Raw genomic sequence first — 18,254 nt, forward strand, 5'->3', positions numbered from 1 at the left:
CTCGTATGTAATTGGAAACGTTTACAATGCAATTCTTACATACTTACTTTTTAAAATCAAGTGGTTTTAATCTCCATTGACGGTCAAGGCCCCACGGTCGTAACGATTACGCGTCTCTGATAATTCAAATGGGCGACCATCATCTAGGAATGCTTTTTGATGAATGCAGAGAACAGGATCATCACGCAGGCAATCTAAATATTTCATATCGTAGGCATCAGATTTTTCGGCAGTGATAACTCGATTATCCTTACCAATCTTCAAGCCAAGATCATTCTGAATATATGAATAGACTGATTTATGCAAGATATCAAGTGTAATGCCAGGGATCCGTTTAACTGGCATTACAGTATATTCAAGTTTGGCAGGTTTTCCATTTAAAACACGTTGGCGAATAATATCATAGACATCATCGTTTTTGCCTAAGTTTAAAGCTTTGCATTCATCGGCACTAGGTTTTCTAATATTAAAGGCAATGACATGACTCACAAGATGGAATGCAGCACTATTAACGTGTCTAGTAAAACCATTGTGTTCATTAACACCAGAATTTAGGAAAATATCAGGAATTGATTTTGTTGTAATAAATGTACCATGACCTTTAACGGTCTTAATTAATTTTTTATCTTGCAAAATCTTAAGCGCATGAACAATCGTCACTCGACTGGTGTTGTATTTCTGAGCAAGGTCAAATTGTTCAGGCAATCTTTTGGTGTATTTTTTCTCAATAATATCTTTTTCTATATCATTAGCGATTTCTTGATAGCGGCTCAAAATTGTACCTCCTTTCTATTGTAAAGAAATATATTACATGTATATTATAACAGTTTTTTTTGTTAATATGAAAGCGGTTACTAAAAAGTGCCAAAAAATTTGTAAGTAATTTCATAAGTAAAGTGATATGCTTTACATATGTCATATATGTATTTGAAAAAGCTTACAAATGATGCATAATATTATTTGGCAAGAAACAAAAGTATATATTTATGCTTGAAGTTGATTATATAAGCGTTAAAAAATATTTAGCGTATGTATAATTTTTTATTTACAAAGCAATGAAAGCGTTTTATAATAATTGGCGTAGATCAATATAAAACTAATTAAACTATAAAACGTAATAATTAGGAGGAAATATTATTATGGCTGAACAAACTATCATGTTAAACTGTGCTGCTGGTATGAGTACATCACTTTTAGTAACTAAGATGCAAGCTGCTGCTAAAGAAGAAGGCATTGACGCAGAAATCTTTGCATGTCCTGCTTCAGAAGCTGACGAAAAGATGGAACAACAACAAATTGACTGTGTTCTTCTTGGACCTCAAGTAAGTTACATGAAGGCTGACTTTGAAAACAAAGTTAAAGGCAAGGGTAAAGACGGCAAGGACATTCCTTTGGACGTTATTAACATGCAAGACTACGGCATGATGAACGGTAAGAACGTTTTGGCTCAAGCTGAAAAATTAATTAAGGGCTAATTTTAATTAACCAATAAAAAGGAGAGACTGATTATATGGCAGAAGAAAAACAAACTCCAGAGCAAAAAGAACAAGAAACTTTGATGGCTGCTATGGGCCTTATTGCTAACGGGGGAAACGCAAAAAGCTTAGCATTCGAAGCAATTCGTCTTGCAAAGAAGGGCGATATTGACGGAGCACGCGAGAAACTTAAGGAAAGTGACAAGTCACTTCTTGAAGCACATAACTCACAAACTAATATGCTTACTAAAGAAGCTCAAGGTGACCACATGCACGTTACTTTGCTTGTAGTTCACTCACAAGACCACTTAATGAACGCAATCACCTTTAGAGATTTGGCTGGAGAAATGGTTGATCTTTATGAAAAGCTATATAAGTCTGGTTCTCTTAAAAAAGAAGATTAGTAATCGCTGAGAAAATAACCTCTGCTTTTTAGCAGAGGCTATTTTTTATACCAAAGAATGTTAGACTAAAAATATCGGAAAATTGATTGGAGAGAAAAATGAATAAAGAAGAAGTCGAAAAGACAAAAATTGAAGTGGCTCGTAAAAAACATCAAGATAGTATCAAGTACATGTATTTCAGTCGCTATTTAATGATTAGGTATGTAGTGACTATCTTTTTCTTTACTAACTTGATGTGGCTGATTATCAGTGCTTCATATGGTAGCGTAGTGGGCATGATTTTAACTCTAGCAATGGGAATTTATTCAGCGGTTGCTAGTTTTGAACAATTATCTAAGATGCATAATCGTAAAAGAGATATTCCGATTACTAGGATTTATCTCTATGTGCAGATGGCATTCAATGTTGTTTTAGCTGTTTTAATATTTACACCTGTTTGCAAAACAATTTTTCCATTTGCAATTAATAATTTTTCCATTTGCAATTAATAATGATGTGCAATACTTCTTATTAGCATTATTACTAGTTGGAATTTTATTGGTTGCTTTATGTGAATACCGCATTCGTCAAATTATAAAAAATAAAGATCGCTATTATCGTGTAATTGAGACCTTTAAAAAGCATCAGCAATAGCTTATACGAAAAAATTTATGAAATATCATAAGTTTTTTTATAATGATCTAAACTGCGTCAGAACGGCAAAAGTCTATATTTAATGACCAAAAAGTATACCGTATGTGAACAAAAAGCGTTTACATATGAAATCGCTTTCGATATAATGAACTTGTTCAGATTTAATGAGTGTTTCAGAATATTGGAGGGAAAGAAATATGGCTGATTCAAACTCTGCATCTTTCAAAGATAGAATGGCTGCGGCTGCTGGTAAGTTCGCAGGCTCTCGCTTTGTTAGAGCTATCATGGACGCTGGTTATAGCGTTATTTCATTTTCAATTATCGGGGCAATCTTCTTAATTTTGACTATTTTGCCTCAAGCATTTCCAATTCCCGGGTTTGCTGCATTTTATGCTAATACCTTGGGTCGTTTTACTAACTTGTTCCAAGTTGTTTACAACTCAACTATGGGTATTTTAGCTTTGGTATTTGCCGGTACTTTTGCATATTCATACACGAATATCTACCGTCAAGAAGAAAAGCTGGACTTAGTTCCAATGAACGCTTTATTGATGTTCTTAATGGCTTTCTTCATCACTGTACCAGAGCTTGTTTGGAAGAATGGTTCAATTCAATTCGTAACTATTCTTACCAAGGCTAAGATGGTTGCTGGTGGTTACGAAGCTTCAACTGGTGGTATCACTAGAATTGCTTCTGTAGGTATCTTCACCGGTTTGGTAGTTGCTTGGTTAACGGTTCAAATTTACCGTTACACTGTAAAGCACAACTGGAGAATTAAGATGCCAGCATCTGTTCCAGCTGGTGTTTCAAACTCATTCAGTGCTTTGATTCCAGGCTTCTGTGTTGCTGTAGTAGTTGCTGTTATTGAATTGATTTTGGTAACTATGGGAACTGATATCTTCCAAGTTCTTTACATTCCATTCTCATTCATTAGTAACATTGCTGATACTTGGTGGGGCTTCCTCATCATTATCTTCTTGATCCACTTCTTATGGTGGTTCGGTATCCACGGTGCCACAATTATGAGTTCATTCTATACTCCAATTGTTTTGGCTAACATGGCTGCTAACGTAAAGGGTGCAACTCACTTCTTTGCTGGTGACCCAATGAACGCATTCGTAATTATCGGTGGTTCAGGTGCTACCTTAGGTATGGCTATTTGGTTAGCCTTTGGTTCACGTTCAGCTCAATTGAAGGAAATTGGTAAGGTTGAATTAGTTCCAGCTATCTTCAATATTAACGAACCTATCTTGTTCGGTTTACCAATTGTTTATAACATTAACTTGTTAGTTCCATTCATCTGTGCTCCACTTGCTTCAGGTATTGTTGGTTACCTCGCTGTAACTTCACACCTTGTTCCTAAGATCATTGTGCAACAACCATGGCCAACTCCAGTTGGTTTAAGTGGTTTCATTGCTACTGCTAGCTGGCAAGGCGCAGTTCTTTCAATCGTTTGTGCCATCGTCGCATTCTTAGTATGGTTCCCATTCATTAAGCACTACGACAATGTTCTTCTTAAGCAAGAAAAAGCAGACGCTGCTAAGAACTAAGAGAGAAAATATTATTAATTATTAAACTTTGAACTAGAAAAAGCCGTAACTCAATTCGAGTTGTGGCTTTTTTGATGCTGAGAGGACGATTCTAAGCAGCCATATTGGCATAAACGTTGTCAGCCATTCGTTTTAATTCCTTGTTGGCGCCCATTTTAAGTTGCCAATTGTAAAACATGGTTTGCAGTTTGCCATGTTTCTCACGTTCGAAGTGAAGCATTTCCTCGCTGAAGGTGATCTTAACGCCTTGATCGTTGTCTTCAGTTACATACTTGATAATGATATCGAAGCGGTCAGAAACGAAGTGAGCGGCATATACCTTGCCTCTCTCGTATTCTGTGATCTTTACCTTAGCTCCTGATTGTTCATACTCAGTACCAGATTGCAAGGTAACAGGCATATTGTTGTTGCGAGCTTGCTTAATGCTGGTGATCAATTGATGATCAAGGTAATCAAAGAAATCCATAGCCTTAAAACTGTATTGTTTAGAAATAGTAATCAATAAACTTTCCTTCTCTCTATGTCACTCATAATTTAATAATATCTTTTTACAAAAATAGAGTCTAGCTTTTTTCGCCAGACTCTACTGCTTTTATGGTTAATCTAAATCTTCACCGTTAGAAGCGATGACTTTCTTGTACCAATAGAATGAATCCTTAGGGTAGCGCTTGAGTGAGCCATGGCCACGATCATCACGATCAACATAAACAAAGCCGTAACGTTTCTTCATTTCACCGGTACCATTTGATACTAGGTCGATTGCTGACCAAGTAGTGTAACCCATCAAATCTACGCCATCGATAGTAACTGCATCGCGCATTGATTTAATTTGATCACGTAAGTAGTTGATACGGTAATCATCATGGACTGAACCATCTTTTTCAATTGTATCAGCTGAACCAAGACCATTTTCAACAACCCATAATGGTTTGTGATAGCGGTCCCAGAGATCGTTTAAGGCAATTCTTAACACATCTGGGTCAGTTGCCCAACCCCAAGCATTACTCTCAAGATATGGGTTCTTAACGCCACCTGCGGTAACGTTACCTGATGCTTTAGCGTCAGCTTCATGTGTAGTTAAAACATTAGAAGTGTAGCAGGAGAAGCTTAAGAAGTCAGCAGGGTATTTAGCAATTAATTCATAATCTTCTGGAGTATCATCAAGTTTAATGCCATCTCGTTCATATTGCTTGAGACGATAGTCAGGGTAGCGGCCGCCAGTTTGAACGTCGCTGAAGAAGAGCATTTCTTGTTTAGCTTCCATTACTTTGATTTGATCTTTAGGATCGCAGGTGTATGGGTAGTAAGCGGAGTAGGCCAGCATTTGTCCTACACGGTTGTTAGGATCGATTTCATGAGCTAATTTAACTACTTTAGCACTTGCTACAAATTGGTTGTGAGCACCTTGAGCACGGTTTTGCTCACTACCATCAATTAAACCACCACCTATATATGGAGCCATATCCATGGCGTTAATTTCATTAAAGGTAAGCCAATATCTAACTTTACCTTTGTAATGATTCATTACGATATCTGAGTAGTGAACGAAGGCGTCGATTAAATGTCGATCTTTCCAACCACCAAAGCGAGTAATCAAGGAAAGGGGAGTTTCGTAGTGAGAAAGTGTAACTAATGGTTCGATACCATATTTAGCACATTCGTCGAAAACTTTGTCGTAAAATGCTAATCCTTCTTTATTAGGCTTGTCATCATCGCCATTTGGCAAAATTCTTGACCAGTTCATTGAAAGTCTGAATACGTCAAAGCCCATTTCTGCCATTAGTTTGATATCTTCTTTGTAATGGTGGTAGAAGTCAGTTCCTTGGTGGCTAGGGTAATAGTAACCATCAAGCATCGTTGGTACTGCACCATCAGGTAATTTGAAGTCTTGACCCCAGACAAGTGGAGTAGCACCGGTTTCTCCATTAGGCTTCTTCCAAGTAACCTTACGCGGTTCAGTTGCTGAACCGTTAGTTAAAACATCAACGGCGTTTAAACCTTTGCCGCCTTCATCGTAGCCGCCTTCGTATTGGTTAGCGGCAGTAGCACCGCCCCAAGTAAATTCTTTATTAAATGCCATAAAATACCTCTAAAATCTATTGTTGTCTAATAAAACGTAGTCACGTGTATCATAACGATTACGGTTGACTGAATATTCAATTGGTTGACCGTTAGTGAGCCAAATGATCTGTTCCAATTCCAGCATTGGATCATCATCTTTGGCACCCAAATATTTCTTATCATATTCGCTAGGCTTAGCTGCGCGGATTTTACGATAAGCGTGACCAAATTTTAATTTTAATTTCTTATGAATGTAGTCATAGATTGATGCATGTAAAATCTTTTCGTCTAAGTCAGGGACTAATTTAATTGGCATATAAGTATGCTCAATGATATATGGTTTATCATCATAAAGTCTTAAACGAACGATATTATAGATAGGCTCATTCTTTTTAAGCTCGAGATTCTTTTGCATTTGCTCGTCTGGGAATTCTACAGAGAAGTGTAAGACCTGACTTTTAATATTCTTTTTCCCTAATAAGTTTCTTAAGCCTGTAAATGCATTGGCAGGAGAGTCTAGAGCTGATTTAATTGGAATGTCTCCAGAAACGAAAGTTCCCAGTCCTGATTGCTTATAAACTAGACCTTGTCTCTCTAAGCCATCAAAAGCTTTCTTAACAGTTAGTCTGCTGACGTTAAATTCTTCGGCAAAGGCCTCTTGATCGGGAAGGGGCTCTTGCCTACTATAAACGTCGTTTTCAATTCTTTTCTTTAATTCGTCTGCGACCTCTAAATATTTTGCCTTTGCCATATTTTATCATCTGATTTCTAATTAATAATTTAGACTTATACACCTATTTTACAGCAAAAATCTATACTTTACTAAAAAAGAGATATCATTTAACTATTTCTTTATAGTTCAACAACATCTCTTTTTTTTCAATTATTTAAGCCAAATTTTGATCTAGATTATTTTGCTTCTTTAGCTTCTTTTTGTTCTCTAGCAAGCAATACCTTATCGTACTTCTTAGCAAATGGCCAGTAAATAGCTGTTGAAATAAGTAGAGTACAGAATTGCCAGATGGCCATCTTCCAACCACCGATTAAGAATCCGGAAATTACGGCTGGAGTAGTCCAAGGTGCGGCAACACCGTTAAGTGGTGGAACAATACCAGTTTTAATTACTAAGTAAGTTGAAGCAGCAACTACTAATGGAGTCAAGAAGAATGGAACAGCAAGCATTGGGTTCATAACAATTGGCAAACCGAAGAGGAATGGTTCGTTAATGTTAAAGATACCAGGTACTAATTCCAATTTACCGATTGATTTCAATTGAACAGATTTAGCAGCAACTAAAGTGAAGACAATCAAACCAATAGTAATACCTGAACCAGTTAAGTTAATGAAGTTGTTGTAGAATTCGTTAGTAACAACGTGTGCACCATTTGCAAGTGAAAGTTTACCTGCAGCGAACAATCTTGCGTTATCAGCAGTGTTGGCTTGAAGCATTGGGGCAACAAGTGAACCCATAATCAAACCACCGTGGACACCGAAGAACCAGAAGAATGGAACAAGGAAACCGATAGCAAGAGCACCACCGAATGAGTCTGAAATACCTTGAAGAGGAATTTGCAAAGTGTTGTAGATCCAGTTTAAGAAGTCAGTGTGTGCGAATGCGTTGAAGGCACCGTAGATTAACATTGAACCAGTAAGAATGATGCCTGAAGGAATCATAGCAGTAAATTGGTTAGATACTGCAGGTGGAACTTGCTTAGGCATCTTAATAGTCCAACCAGCCTTCATGATTGCTGTGTAAATCCAACCAACAAGTAAACCAACGATAATAGCAGCGATCATACCGTCACCACCGAGCCACTTAGTGTTGATAACACCAGTAACAGGTGATTCAAGGAATGCTTGTAATGCGTGTGGTAACTTGTCGATGTTTTCAGTAACAACCTTACCGCTCATTTGACCATTGTTAATACCAGCGGTCAAAGCAGCCTTTAATGGGTTGTCGATTGATAAGTTTTGAAGCATTAAGAATGCAGCAGCAGAAGTAAGACCTGGTGCTAAAGGTTCGAAGTTTTCGTTTTTAACGTAAACATAAGCGATACCGATAGCAGCCCAAAGACCCATCATTTGGAAAGTAGTGTTGTTTGCTTGGGCAAAGACAGCACCCCAACCAGAAGCATTAATTGCATTTGATACAGCTGGAATAGGAATATTTCCTAAAATTAAGAAAATAGAACCAATAATAATGAATGGCAATGAGTAAACCATACCATTTTGCAAAGCCGTAATAGCTTTGGTGTTAACGAATTTCATTACTGGAGGCATTATTTTGCTGTTAACGAAATTGCCGAAACCAGATTGCTTTTTATCAGCCATTATAATTCATCTCCATTATCTTTAAGTACCTTTTGGAACCAATAGAATGATTTCTTAGGTACACGCTTTAAATTTTTTAAATCATGGTTTGATCTGTTAACGTAAACGGCGCCGTAACGTTTTTCCATATCTGCATGTGAACTTGGAATATCAATCAAGCCCCAGCCAAGATAGCCGAGAACTTGGGCACCGTCATCGAAAATAGCATCTTTCATAGCTTTAATATGATCACGGTGGTAAGCAATACGTTCATCATCCTCGATCATATGCTTACCATCCCAAGTTTCCTTAAGGCCGATACCATTTTCAATTGGGAAGATAGGGATGCGGTAGTAATTATACATAGTAGTAATTGCATTCCTAAATCCAAGTGGATCAATTGCCCAGCCCCAATCGTTGGTCTTAACGTATTTGGCTTCAACGCCACCTTCGTTAAGGTAACGGTTAGGAGCTTCACCAGCAGGAATCTTATCGCTGGATAAAACCCAGGATGAGTAGTAGGAGAATGCTAAGAAGTCAGCCTTTGCTTTCTTCATGATTTCCTTATCTTCATCAGTGATGTCCATTGCAATATTATGATTCTTTGCGTATTGCATCACTTCTGGTGAGTAGCCGCGGCCTGTGTCAGCATCATAAATGTTGAAGTTCAAGAACTCTTGCACTTGTTTTGCTGCCCAGACATCTGCTGGCTTGCTCGTTGCTGGATAAATTTGTTGGTAAGCAAGCATACCACCGATCTTTACATCTGAGTAATTTTCGTGGATGTAGTTTGCTAGTTGGATATGACACATCATCGTGTGGTGGAAGATAGTGTACATATCATCCAAACTCTTGTCTCCCTTTTCATAACCTGAAATATTGAATACTTCATCTTGGAAGTAGAGGTTATGCTCATTGAAGACGATCCAATACTTAACTCGATCACTAAAATGATCGATCATCTTTTTACCAAAACGGACGAATGCATCAACAACATGCCGGGACATAAAGCCATTGTATTTCTTGGCTAAGTTCAGCGGCATGTCGAAGTGGTAAAGACAGATCATTGGTTCAATGCCACGCTTAAGCATTGCATTGATCAAACGGTCGTAGAAGTCAATGCCTTTTTGATTGAATTCGCCGTCACCGTCTGGACACACACGAGACCAAGATATTTGAATCCGGTACATGTTCATATGCATGTCCTTCATCAAATCCAGATCTTCGTCGTATCTGTGATATTCGTCAATTGCTACATGCCAATCAGTAGTGTTGTCAGTAGCTGGACGAACATCGTAGACGGAAAGACCTTTGCCATCTTCATTCCAGGCGCCTTCAGTTTGCATACTTGAAACTGAATTGCCCCAGAAGAATGTTGATGGTAATTTGCGCTTTTCAGTCATCTATTTCTTCTCTCCCTCTGTAAGCACTTTCAATTCATTACATTAATAAGTATATCAGATTATGTTTAAAAATAAAGACTTATTTAAATAAAAATATATACTTTTATTTTTGCAAAAAGAAAAAAACCATAATGATGGGCTTCGTAGTATATAGATTTATTATAAAATAACACTTATTTTGTGATTATTTTGCGCTTTGCTCAAAATCAGCAACTGCACCACGCAAGTTTGCATCGCTCTTTAGCTTGCACAAAACGATATCTGGTTTCAAAGTTACAAGATCTAAGTCGTCTCTCAAGCGATCGATTTCCTTATTTAAGAGTGGAATCAATTCAGGGTTATTAGAAATACCACCGCCAAGGACGATCTTTTCTGGGTCAAAGCTGTGTTGAATGTTGTAAATCGCAACAGCTAAAGCGTGGATTAAAGTTTGACGTTCGTCACTAGCTACTGGATCATCTTTATCAGCTAATTCAAAAATAGTTTTACCGTCAAGGTGCTTGCCAGTTCTTTCATTGTAGCGGTTGGCCATGGCAACAGGAGAAGCCAATTCACTTAAAGTGTGAGCTCCCATGATCATATAACCAAATTCACCACCAAAGAGGTGAGCACCATGCCAAACTTTTTGATTAATGATCAAAGCACCACCAATACCAGTGCCGATAACGAAGAAGGCCATACTGTCACAGCCTTTGCCGCTACCTTCAGCTAATTCGCCTAAAGCTGCAGAGTTGGCATCATTTTCGACAGAAACTGGAAGACCGAAACGCTTTTCCAATTCATCTACAATCTTGAAGTTGTTGATGTAAGGAATAGCACTTGAGCCACCAATGATACCAGTCTTTTTATTAACGGCACCAGGGGAGGAAATAGCTACGCCCTCGATCTTAGTATCCTTTTTAATCTTATTTACTTCTTCAGTCAAAGCTTCGTAGAAACCATCTAAATCTTTTGGCGTATCAATTGCATGTTTATCTTGAAGTTGATTGTCTTTCCAAGTTGCGATTTTAATTGTTGTACCACCAATATCAATTGCGGCTAAATTCATTTTCTTATGCTCCTTATTAAAAATATATACTTTTATAAATTATCATAAATACTTTTGAAAGCGTTGTCAATGAATTATCTAATAGTAAAATAAAGGTAAGTAAATATAGAGGAAAAACTCTGAGGAGAAAAATATGATCAACGCAATTATTAAAAATAGAAGAGCAGTTAGAAAATTTACTGCAGATTCTGTATCAGCTGATGAAATTAAAAATTTAATTGAGTCTTTTCAAACTTCACCTTGTGGCATGCATCAACCAGATGTAATGAATTTGGTAGTTGTTAAAGATAAAGGATTAAGAAATGAAATCGAAAAAGCAACAGGCGATGCTTGTTATAATGCACCAGTTTTATTCTTACTTAATACTAAAAAGGGCAACATGTTTGGTGAACGTGATGCATCTGCCGCAGCTGAAAATATTATGCTAGAAGCAACCGACTTAGGTTTAGGTTCAGTTTATGTCATGGGTGGTGCCGTAAAGTTGAATGATTATGCTGACATTCAAAAAGAATTAGGTATTGCTAGTGATTTCCAAACAACAGTAATTGTTCCTGTAGGCAAGATTGCTGAAGAACCAGCAAAGGAAGATCGAGCTAACCGTTATCAAGTAACTATTTATTAAGGAAAATCTATGAATAAAAAACTTTTACTTGGATTGTCTGCTATTATGCTGGCGACAACTTTGACTGGTTGTAGTCAGGTTCATTTTGGCAGGGATGCAGTTACTATTGGTACTGAGAAAAAGGCGAAACCTAAAGTAGAGCATAAGAAAGATCAGGTTGCTAAGAAACAAAAAGCAGCAAGTAGCAGTAGCAAAAAGTCAGTTAAAAAACTACTAAGAAAGTTGAAAAGACTAAAGATAAAAAGGCAAAAGATAAGAATAAAAAGAAAAAGTCCAAATCAAAAACTAAAAAGATAGTTAAAACTAACTGAAATAAACCAAAACTAAAAAACTGCAAGCTGCAGTAAATCATCTGGTCAAACTTATCGTTTCTACGATGGTATTCATCTTTTAAAGACTAAAAAGGGCGATACTTATCCGCAAGCTTTTACGCAAGCAAGATTTGTCTTGAAGAAAAAGCCAATCAAGATCGGTTGGAGTCCTTTAGGTAAAAATAAGTACCAATACAATGTTGTGCAATTGCTAATGATAACTTTAAATCTTGGCATAATACTTATTTATTCTGTTTAAAGAATAAGAAACCCGTAATTTTACTTGATCAGTCAAAAAAGGTGGAGTTGTAGTAGTTAAACAAGTTAATGATGCCACTTTAATTAAAGGCTTTAAAAAAGCTTATCAAAAATAAATCAGTTTAAAGATGAAACAAAAAAGCATGTAGAAATTAATCCAATGTCATTAAGTTAAGACATTGACTAATCTGATGACACTTTTTGAGACATTTATCGAATTATTTTATTTGATAAATGTCTTTTTTTGATAGCACAAATAAGCCATCTTAAGATAGCCGTTTAAATTAGTTCAAGCTGCTAGACGATAAGGAAAGCCAACTACTAATTTAACTTTTAGATTTCGTTTATCTTTTCTTCCTGGTCGAATGGGCGTTAAATAAAATGCCACATCTAGCAGTAATTGTGTGAAGTTTTTATCTGAATTATCACTTATACTAAAATATCGTCGCCAGATACAACAGGCCATTTTAAAATCTATTTGATATTGATATTTTCCCTGAGTATACGGTTTTGAGCTCGCAATTATTGATAAACTCACGGCATTATACATTGCAAAATGGGCGTATATTTCCATATAAACAAATTGATCTTTTTTAGAATGAAACTGTATGCCGCTTAAGTCATATTTAAGCTCCCTAAAAGAAGTTTCTATTCCCCAGCGAAGATGATAGATCTCTTTCATTCTAGCTAGAGGATATTCATTTCGATCTAAATTGGTGATGAGGACTTCCCACTCATCGTCTGAACCTGGTGGATTGATTCTAAACTTACAAACTCTAAATCTAACATCACACATATCCTCAAAATCCCAGCGTTGATCTCTGGTATTTTTAGAACGAACAGCTTTATAGTGATGCTTTTTGTGAAGAATCAGGTGAAGAAACTTTTCTGTATCTTTATGGGTGACATAATAATAATGTGACGAAGTTACTCTGCATGATAAGTCAATATCGTATTCATGATTCGACATAGCTACAATTTCTTTAAAAGCACCATCTCCGGATTTTGATCGCATAACATAGTGGCAATGTTTTAATCGATTGCAATTTTCAATTAAATTAAAGCTAATGTAGCCACGATCCATCAGGACTAGAAAATCTTTTTCTTGCTGGGCTAATTTCTTTATCATGGTTAAAGCTGCCTCACGTTCATCCATTTTTTGTCTAGGTTGGATAACCATGTCTAAATATAATTTATTCAAAACATCATAAAAAGCGTTTACATGTATCTGGCAATATTTTCTACCATCTTTGCCTTGAAAAATATTCTTTGATTTTGGATTAAAAGGCTGATCAAAATCGGAACCATCAATCGCTACAACTAAGTATTTGTCATCTAGTAATTGCGGTGCATTGTTTGCCTGACTAAGCTCAGCCATAATTTCTTTAAAGCATTCAGGCTTTAATTTAGCCTTTTGTTGTTCAAAAGCCGAAGCAGTCATTCTAGAATTTATGTCAGGAAAAGCATGAAAAATTTCCGAATTCAGGCTGCCAGCTCCCATGTTAAGAATTAACTTAATCAAATCAGTGGAATTGAGCTTACGACAGCGAGTAAAAGCTTGATCAGATACAGAGAAATCGTGAATGTTGTCAGCGATTTTATTGATAATACTATCCATCAGCTTTAAAATATTTGAGTGAAGGGATTTCATAAGAGGCACAGCTTTCTATGAAAGACCAGATAATATGACGAAAGTGAGCAGAAGGGCAAATAAACTCTGCTTACTTTTTATTTTAAAAAGAAAAAAGACCGAATCAAAATGATTCGATCTTTAAAAGCTGTCGATATAATGTCAATGTCTTAACTTAATGACATTGGAAATTAATCTACATGCTTTTTGTTGAAATTGTACTCGGTTAATCGAAATTAATCGTGGTCAACATCATCTGGGAAGAATGCAAGACGTTCGCCCTTGCCAAGTTCTTCTTCGATTTCAAGCAAACGGTTGTACTTTTCAACACGTTCTGAACGAGCTGGAGCACCAGTCTTAAGTTGACCACCGTTGATAGCAACAGCCAAGTCAGCGATGAAGGTGTCACCAGTTTCACCTGAACGGTGAGAAATCATAGTGTTGTAGCCGTTCTTACGTGACATACGGATAGTTTCAAGAGTTTCAGTAACAGTACCGATTTGGTTCAACTTGATTAATGAAGCGTTGCCGGCACCTTCCTTGATGGCCTTCTTCAAAAGTGCTGGGTTAGTACAAATGAAGTCGTCAAGAACGATTTGGATACGGTCCTTGTGTGATTGAGTGAACTTAACCATACCTTCAACATCGTTTTCGTCATATGGGTCTTCCATTGACATTAATTCTGGGAATTCGTCCAAAAGCTTGTCATAGTATGCAGCTAATTCTTCATCGTCAAGAACCTTGCCTTCAAGGTGGTACTTGCCGTCTTCTTTGTTGTAGAAGTATGAAGCAGCACAGTCACATGCAATACCGATATCTTCGCCAGGCTTGTAACCAGCCTTAACGATTGATTCGTGTAAAGCCTTCAAAGCTTCTTCTGAGTTCTTCATGTTAGGTGCGAAACCACCTTCGTCACCCAAGCCAGTTTCGTAACCCATGTCTTCAAGAACTTTCTTCAAAGTGTGGTATACGTTAACGATCTTTTCGAAACCATCACGGAATGAAGTCTTAGCAATTGGAGTGATCATGAATTCTTGGATGTCGATACCGTTGTCAGCGTGTTCACCACCGTTGATAACGTTGTGGAAAGTTTGTGGCATTTCAAGATCAATACCGCCAAGGTAACGGTAAAGAGGTTGGTGGTTAGCCTTAGCTGCAGCAACAGCAGTAGCCATTGATACACCTAAGATAGCGTTAGCACCAAGACGACCCTTGTTTGGAGTACCGTCTAAGTCGATCATAGTTTGGTCAATCTTAGCTTGGTCAAATGGGTCCATACCCTTTAAAGCGTCGTTGATTTCAGTGTTAACATTGTTAACAGCCTTTGAAACGCCCTTACCACCAAGACGTGAACCACCGTCACGTAATTCAACGGCTTCGTTTTCACCAGTTGAAGCACCTGATGGAACTTCAGCCTTACCTACGACACCGTTTGAAAGGGTAACGTGAACTTCAACAGTTGGGTTACCACGTGAGTCAAAAATTTCGAGTGCGTGTACATTTTCAATAACTGATTTGAGCATTATAAACCTCCTCAAAAATTATGGCATGTAACAAAAATTTTGCATGCCATACGGAACAATTTTTGTCCCGCTTACAATTCAAATTTTAGCCTAACTTTGTGATCATGTAAACATATGAAAGCGGTTTACATTTTAAAAATTAATAAAGGCAATAATAAATTACTATATCAATGCGCTATAATACATGTATTAAAATAATTGTTTATGATAAATAAGGAATTTGATTATGGAGAATATTAAATTAATTATTGATTCTAGTAGCAATATGAAAAGCGATCCTGACCACAACGTGGAAGTAGTACCTTTGACTATTTCTTTTGGCGGTAAGGATTATATTGACGATCAAAATTTGAATATCAGAGAATTTTTGAATGATATGAATCAAAATCAAGTTGCCGGTAAGACTACTTGTCCTAGCATTCAAGCTTGGCTTAATGCACTAGAAGGTACCGAAAAAGCTATCATCATCACGATGACTAGTGGTATGAGTGGTACTTTTTCCTCAGCACTTCAAGCAAAAACAATGTATGAGGAAAAGCATCCCACCAGTCAAATTATTGTAGTTGATTCAAGAAGTGCGGGCCCTGAATTAACTATTGTTTTGCACGGTATTGAGAAAATGATTCAAGGCGATATCCGCTTTGTTGATCTCGAAGAAGTAATTGCCAAATTCAGAATGCGTACGCATTTGCTCTTTATTCTGCAATCACTACATAATTTGTCTCTGAATGGGCGTGTCTCACCAGTCGCAGCCAAGGTTGCCGGTCTTTTGAAAATTAACTTGATCGGTACGGCAAGCAAGGAAGGTAAGCTTGAACCATTAACTAAGGCTAGGGGTATGAAAAAAGCAATGCGTGAATTGCTTAAATACATGAAGGACGACAATTATCACGGCGGTGAAGTGATTATTGACCACTGCGAAAATGAAAAAGATGCCGAGATTATCAAAGATAAGATCTTGGCTGAATATCCTGATGCTCAAGTTACGATTCGTCCAATGCGCGGCCTTTGCAGTTTTTATGCTGAAGAGGGCGGCATTATGGTTGGTTTTCACGAATAAAAGATAAATTAAAATAAAACGAGTATGTTCCAAGAAACATACTCGTTTTTGTTTAGAGTGCTAAAAATAATTGTTGTGAAATGCTAAAGCAAACGATTGCCAAACTAGTTGCACCAATTATGTCTGATGGGTAATGGGCTTTTAAACTCAAGCGAGAAATGATTACCATTATCCAAACAGCAATAACTGTGATGATGAAGGCGAGTCCTAAATCTTTAGCAAAAAGCTGCAATAGAATTAGCCCCATGGTCGTTGCTCCTAAAACGTGCCCACTAGGGAAGCTGTAGCCTTCTTCCATGTCTGAGTGGAGAATAGGACGCTTGCGCCGGATCAATCTCTTTAAAATGATGCCGGAAATATCCGCAAAACCTAAGGTACCCAATACCCAAAGTGCAGTTAAATTGCGCTCTTCATTTAACAAAAGGCCAGCTAAGAGCACGTCCCAAACGACCATCAATTTGGGATCGTTAATAAAGGCAATTACTTGCCATTTGTAACCACTGCGTTTTTTAACTAATTGATGGTGTAGCCAGTGGTCAAATAGATTAAAACGACGTGAGGTCTTGATATTAAAAATGAGTAACAATAAAACAGTTGCTGCAAGGAGCAACACTAAATAATTATTCATTGATGCACAATATCCCCAATAACTTATTTGTAAAATCTATTTTAACCGCAAAAGAAAAAATAATGCTAATCTTTAAACAAAATTAACATTATTTGCGCAATTTTTAGTTTTGATGATTAAATTTACCTTTAGTGAGCATATCGTAAGTAATTAAATCACTGCTGTCTAAATCTTCTTTATTTATATCAACTACGTTGATTTGCTTATTAGTGTAAGTAGTGTAGTAGAAGATACCTTTATCCAAATTGATACCATCAGAGTAAATAGTGTACTCAAAAGCATCTGGGCCGACTTGATCCAGGCCTTTTTGTTGTTCTACTGAATGCAGAATATGGAAGTAAGTGTCCACGTTTTCTTCTTCAGAATCGGAAGTAGGGGCGTTAAACTTGTTGAAGGCTACTCTGACAAAACGAGATTCTGAATCCATACCACCTGGCAAATTGCGTGAACCTAAGCCGCGACTGTAGCCGTCCATTTTAACTTGATCTGAGAAGTTGTTCTTTGGCATTGCGGCAGAAACATCTGCGTAGTTGTTTAAGTTGAACAATTGCTTAGGGAATTGTGGGTTGTTAGTTAAGCAGCCAACAGGGTTATCGTAAACATGCATACCATCTTTATCAGTTTCAACAACAATTGAAGTGCCGGTTTTATCGGCAATTAACCAGTGAAGTTTAGAAGCAACCATTTTTTCGCTAAAGTTGATGTCAGCAATGTTGATTTTGGCAAGCAATTTCTTAGCTTCTTCTACTGTAGCGCATTGGCCCAAAATCCAAGGGATGAATTCAAAAGAAGCAACATTGTCTTTGCCATCTTTGACGTCATAGTAAGTGGCATTGCCAGGATAATTTAGTCCGGCCATTCCCAAGCCCTTTTCATTAGCAGCATCAAAGTATAAAGGATAGCCGCCAGCATTAAGGGCGATTCCTACCATAGCGTAATGTTGTTTTAATTCCGGCATCTTGCGGAACTTAAAATCATAGTTGCGAGGGGTAATCACGACTTGTTGACCGAAAGTTATTTCTAGGTCAAGATTACGACCAAAGTAGTGATCTTTAGGACTAAACACAATTGAAGTACACATATTAAAAACTCTTTTCTATATCTTATTTCAAATATTAGATATATTCTATATTATAACAATAAGTCATGCTGTGTAAAGTGAAAATATTTTTGGACTATTTCTAACAATAAGGTTATAATATTAGCGTTATGGAGTGTTGGCAGAGTGGTAATGCACCGGACTCGAAATCCGGCGAACCAAGTTTTCCTTGGCGCGCAGGTTCAAATCCTGTACACTCCTTATTATTTATGAATTTTGATGAAGCTGCTAATTTATAG

General features: G+C 37.1%; 18 protein-coding genes, 1 tRNA gene and 1 pseudogene. 9 read left to right on the forward strand and 11 right to left on the reverse strand.

Going from position 1 to position 18,254, the window contains the following annotated elements; all coding sequences use genetic code 11:
- Nucleotides 1–66 precede the first annotated feature (66 nt).
- Nucleotides 67–774 carry a GntR family transcriptional regulator gene (locus LA20531_RS10110; RefSeq protein ID WP_056940512.1) on the reverse strand — a complete coding sequence of 236 codons (708 nt, stop codon included), beginning with the start codon at nt 772–774 and terminating at the stop codon, nt 67–69.
- Nucleotides 775–1,139: 365 nt separating this feature from the next.
- Here LA20531_RS10110 and LA20531_RS10115 point away from each other — a divergent pair, with 365 nt between their 5' ends.
- From LA20531_RS10115 to celB, 4 genes are all read left to right on the forward strand, one after another.
- Nucleotides 1,140–1,475: a PTS sugar transporter subunit IIB gene (locus tag LA20531_RS10115; protein WP_025014331.1), complete on the forward strand. Its 336-nt coding sequence runs from the start codon at nt 1,140–1,142 to the stop codon at nt 1,473–1,475.
- Nucleotides 1,476–1,510: 35 nt separating this feature from the next.
- Nucleotides 1,511–1,879 (forward strand): PTS lactose/cellobiose transporter subunit IIA, encoded by a 369-nt coding sequence (locus LA20531_RS10120; protein WP_025014330.1) that lies wholly within the window; start codon nt 1,511–1,513, stop codon nt 1,877–1,879.
- Between the two features lie 98 nt (nt 1,880–1,977).
- Complete coding sequence (locus LA20531_RS10125) at nt 1,978–2,367, forward strand: PTS cellobiose transporter subunit IIA (protein ID WP_236704181.1); 390 nt, start codon at nt 1,978–1,980, stop codon at nt 2,365–2,367.
- A 342-nt stretch (nt 2,368–2,709) separates the two neighbouring features.
- Nucleotides 2,710–4,062, forward strand: coding sequence for a PTS cellobiose transporter subunit IIC (celB, locus tag LA20531_RS10130; RefSeq protein ID WP_056940513.1), 1,353 nt, complete (start codon nt 2,710–2,712; stop codon nt 4,060–4,062).
- A gap of 91 nt (nt 4,063–4,153) precedes the next feature.
- Here the strand turns inward: celB and LA20531_RS10135 are convergent, their stop codons facing one another.
- The 6 genes from LA20531_RS10135 to LA20531_RS10160 form a co-directional block, all read right to left on the reverse strand.
- On the reverse strand, nt 4,154–4,564 hold the full coding sequence (locus LA20531_RS10135) for a DUF3284 domain-containing protein (protein WP_056940514.1): 411 nt from the start codon (nt 4,562–4,564) through the stop codon (nt 4,154–4,156).
- Between the two features lie 96 nt (nt 4,565–4,660).
- A complete protein-coding gene (locus LA20531_RS10140; RefSeq protein WP_056940515.1) occupies nt 4,661–6,142 on the reverse strand; it encodes a family 1 glycosylhydrolase in 1,482 nt (493 codons plus the stop codon).
- Nucleotides 6,143–6,151: 9 nt separating this feature from the next.
- Nucleotides 6,152–6,874, reverse strand: coding sequence for a GntR family transcriptional regulator (locus LA20531_RS10145; protein WP_056940516.1), 723 nt, complete (start codon nt 6,872–6,874; stop codon nt 6,152–6,154).
- 158 nt (nt 6,875–7,032) lie between these two features.
- Entirely contained in the window at nt 7,033–8,454 is a 1,422-nt protein-coding gene (locus tag LA20531_RS10150; RefSeq protein ID WP_056940517.1) for a PTS sugar transporter subunit IIC, read from the reverse strand.
- On the reverse strand, nt 8,454–9,836 hold the full coding sequence (locus LA20531_RS10155) for a glycoside hydrolase family 1 protein (RefSeq protein WP_056940518.1): 1,383 nt from the start codon (nt 9,834–9,836) through the stop codon (nt 8,454–8,456). The genes LA20531_RS10150 and LA20531_RS10155 overlap by 1 nt, the downstream gene beginning before the upstream one ends.
- Nucleotides 9,837–10,020: 184 nt before the next feature.
- A complete protein-coding gene (locus LA20531_RS10160; RefSeq protein ID WP_056940519.1) occupies nt 10,021–10,884 on the reverse strand; it encodes an ROK family protein in 864 nt (287 codons plus the stop codon).
- Between the two features lie 133 nt (nt 10,885–11,017).
- Here LA20531_RS10160 and LA20531_RS10165 point away from each other — a divergent pair, with 133 nt between their 5' ends.
- The 3 genes and pseudogenes from LA20531_RS10165 to LA20531_RS11950 all read left to right on the forward strand — a co-directional run bounded on the left by LA20531_RS10165 (nt 11,018) and on the right by LA20531_RS11950 (nt 12,129).
- Nucleotides 11,018–11,506 carry a nitroreductase family protein gene (locus LA20531_RS10165; RefSeq protein WP_201779580.1) on the forward strand — a complete coding sequence of 163 codons (489 nt, stop codon included), beginning with the start codon at nt 11,018–11,020 and terminating at the stop codon, nt 11,504–11,506.
- 9 nt (nt 11,507–11,515) lie between these two features.
- Complete coding sequence (locus LA20531_RS11945; RefSeq protein ID WP_168170596.1) at nt 11,516–11,803, forward strand: hypothetical protein; 288 nt, start codon at nt 11,516–11,518, stop codon at nt 11,801–11,803.
- An 84-nt stretch (nt 11,804–11,887) separates the two neighbouring features.
- A pseudogene (locus tag LA20531_RS11950) lies at nt 11,888–12,129 on the forward strand (DUF4767 domain-containing protein).
- A gap of 235 nt (nt 12,130–12,364) precedes the next feature.
- Here LA20531_RS11950 and LA20531_RS10175 read toward each other — a convergent pair.
- Both LA20531_RS10175 and eno read right to left on the reverse strand, forming a co-directional pair.
- Nucleotides 12,365–13,726 (reverse strand): IS4 family transposase, encoded by a 1,362-nt coding sequence (locus LA20531_RS10175; RefSeq protein ID WP_099202230.1) that lies wholly within the window; start codon nt 13,724–13,726, stop codon nt 12,365–12,367.
- A gap of 215 nt (nt 13,727–13,941) precedes the next feature.
- On the reverse strand, nt 13,942–15,228 hold the full coding sequence (gene eno / locus LA20531_RS10180; protein WP_013437707.1) for a phosphopyruvate hydratase: 1,287 nt from the start codon (nt 15,226–15,228) through the stop codon (nt 13,942–13,944).
- A 226-nt stretch (nt 15,229–15,454) separates the two neighbouring features.
- Between eno and LA20531_RS10185 the strand changes: the two genes are divergently transcribed.
- Nucleotides 15,455–16,288, forward strand: a complete 834-nt coding sequence (locus LA20531_RS10185; RefSeq protein WP_022087193.1) for a DegV family protein — start codon at nt 15,455–15,457, stop codon at nt 16,286–16,288.
- Between the two features lie 52 nt (nt 16,289–16,340).
- Here LA20531_RS10185 and LA20531_RS10190 read toward each other — a convergent pair whose 3' ends face one another.
- The gene (locus tag LA20531_RS10190) at nt 16,341–16,916 is read right to left on the reverse strand and encodes a phosphatase PAP2 family protein (protein ID WP_013437709.1); all 576 of its coding nucleotides are present in this window, start codon (nt 16,914–16,916) and stop codon (nt 16,341–16,343) included.
- 103 nt (nt 16,917–17,019) lie between these two features.
- Nucleotides 17,020–17,997: a choloylglycine hydrolase gene (gene bsh, locus LA20531_RS10195; RefSeq protein WP_056939313.1), complete on the reverse strand. Its 978-nt coding sequence runs from the start codon at nt 17,995–17,997 to the stop codon at nt 17,020–17,022.
- 130 nt (nt 17,998–18,127) lie between these two features.
- On the opposite strand from bsh, the gene LA20531_RS10200 reads away from it, so the two are divergent.
- Nucleotides 18,128–18,216, forward strand: a tRNA-Ser gene (locus LA20531_RS10200).
- Nucleotides 18,217–18,254 lie beyond the last annotated feature (38 nt).

It is taken from the genome of Lactobacillus amylovorus DSM 20531 (assembly GCF_002706375.1).
Taxonomy (GTDB): Bacteria; Bacillota; Bacilli; order Lactobacillales; family Lactobacillaceae; genus Lactobacillus; species Lactobacillus amylovorus.

What these genes read in the sequence shown, in the direction of transcription:
- LA20531_RS10115 (WP_025014331.1), top strand. Translation starts at nt 1,140, where the DNA reads ATGGCTGAACAAACTATCATGTTAAACTGTGCTGCTGGTATGAGTACA.
- LA20531_RS10120 (WP_025014330.1), top strand. Translation starts at nt 1,511, where the DNA reads ATGGCAGAAGAAAAACAAACTCCAGAGCAAAAAGAACAAGAAACTTTG.
- LA20531_RS10125 (WP_236704181.1), top strand. Translation starts at nt 1,978, where the DNA reads ATGAATAAAGAAGAAGTCGAAAAGACAAAAATTGAAGTGGCTCGTAAA.
- celB (WP_056940513.1), top strand. Translation starts at nt 2,710, where the DNA reads ATGGCTGATTCAAACTCTGCATCTTTCAAAGATAGAATGGCTGCGGCT.
- LA20531_RS10140 (WP_056940515.1), bottom strand. Translation starts at nt 6,142, where the DNA reads ATGGCATTTAATAAAGAATTTACTTGGGGCGGTGCTACTGCCGCTAAC.
- LA20531_RS10145 (WP_056940516.1), bottom strand. Translation starts at nt 6,874, where the DNA reads ATGGCAAAGGCAAAATATTTAGAGGTCGCAGACGAATTAAAGAAAAGA.
- LA20531_RS10150 (WP_056940517.1), bottom strand. Translation starts at nt 8,454, where the DNA reads ATGGCTGATAAAAAGCAATCTGGTTTCGGCAATTTCGTTAACAGCAAA.
- LA20531_RS10155 (WP_056940518.1), bottom strand. Translation starts at nt 9,836, where the DNA reads ATGACTGAAAAGCGCAAATTACCATCAACATTCTTCTGGGGCAATTCA.
- LA20531_RS10160 (WP_056940519.1), bottom strand. Translation starts at nt 10,884, where the DNA reads ATGAATTTAGCCGCAATTGATATTGGTGGTACAACAATTAAAATCGCA.
- LA20531_RS10165 (WP_201779580.1), top strand. Translation starts at nt 11,018, where the DNA reads ATGATCAACGCAATTATTAAAAATAGAAGAGCAGTTAGAAAATTTACT.
- LA20531_RS11945 (WP_168170596.1), top strand. Translation starts at nt 11,516, where the DNA reads ATGAATAAAAAACTTTTACTTGGATTGTCTGCTATTATGCTGGCGACA.
- LA20531_RS10175 (WP_099202230.1), bottom strand. Translation starts at nt 13,726, where the DNA reads ATGAAATCCCTTCACTCAAATATTTTAAAGCTGATGGATAGTATTATC.
- eno (WP_013437707.1), bottom strand. Translation starts at nt 15,228, where the DNA reads ATGCTCAAATCAGTTATTGAAAATGTACACGCACTCGAAATTTTTGAC.
- LA20531_RS10185 (WP_022087193.1), top strand. Translation starts at nt 15,455, where the DNA reads ATGGAGAATATTAAATTAATTATTGATTCTAGTAGCAATATGAAAAGC.
- LA20531_RS10190 (WP_013437709.1), bottom strand. Translation starts at nt 16,916, where the DNA reads ATGAATAATTATTTAGTGTTGCTCCTTGCAGCAACTGTTTTATTGTTA.
- bsh (WP_056939313.1), bottom strand. Translation starts at nt 17,997, where the DNA reads ATGTGTACTTCAATTGTGTTTAGTCCTAAAGATCACTACTTTGGTCGT.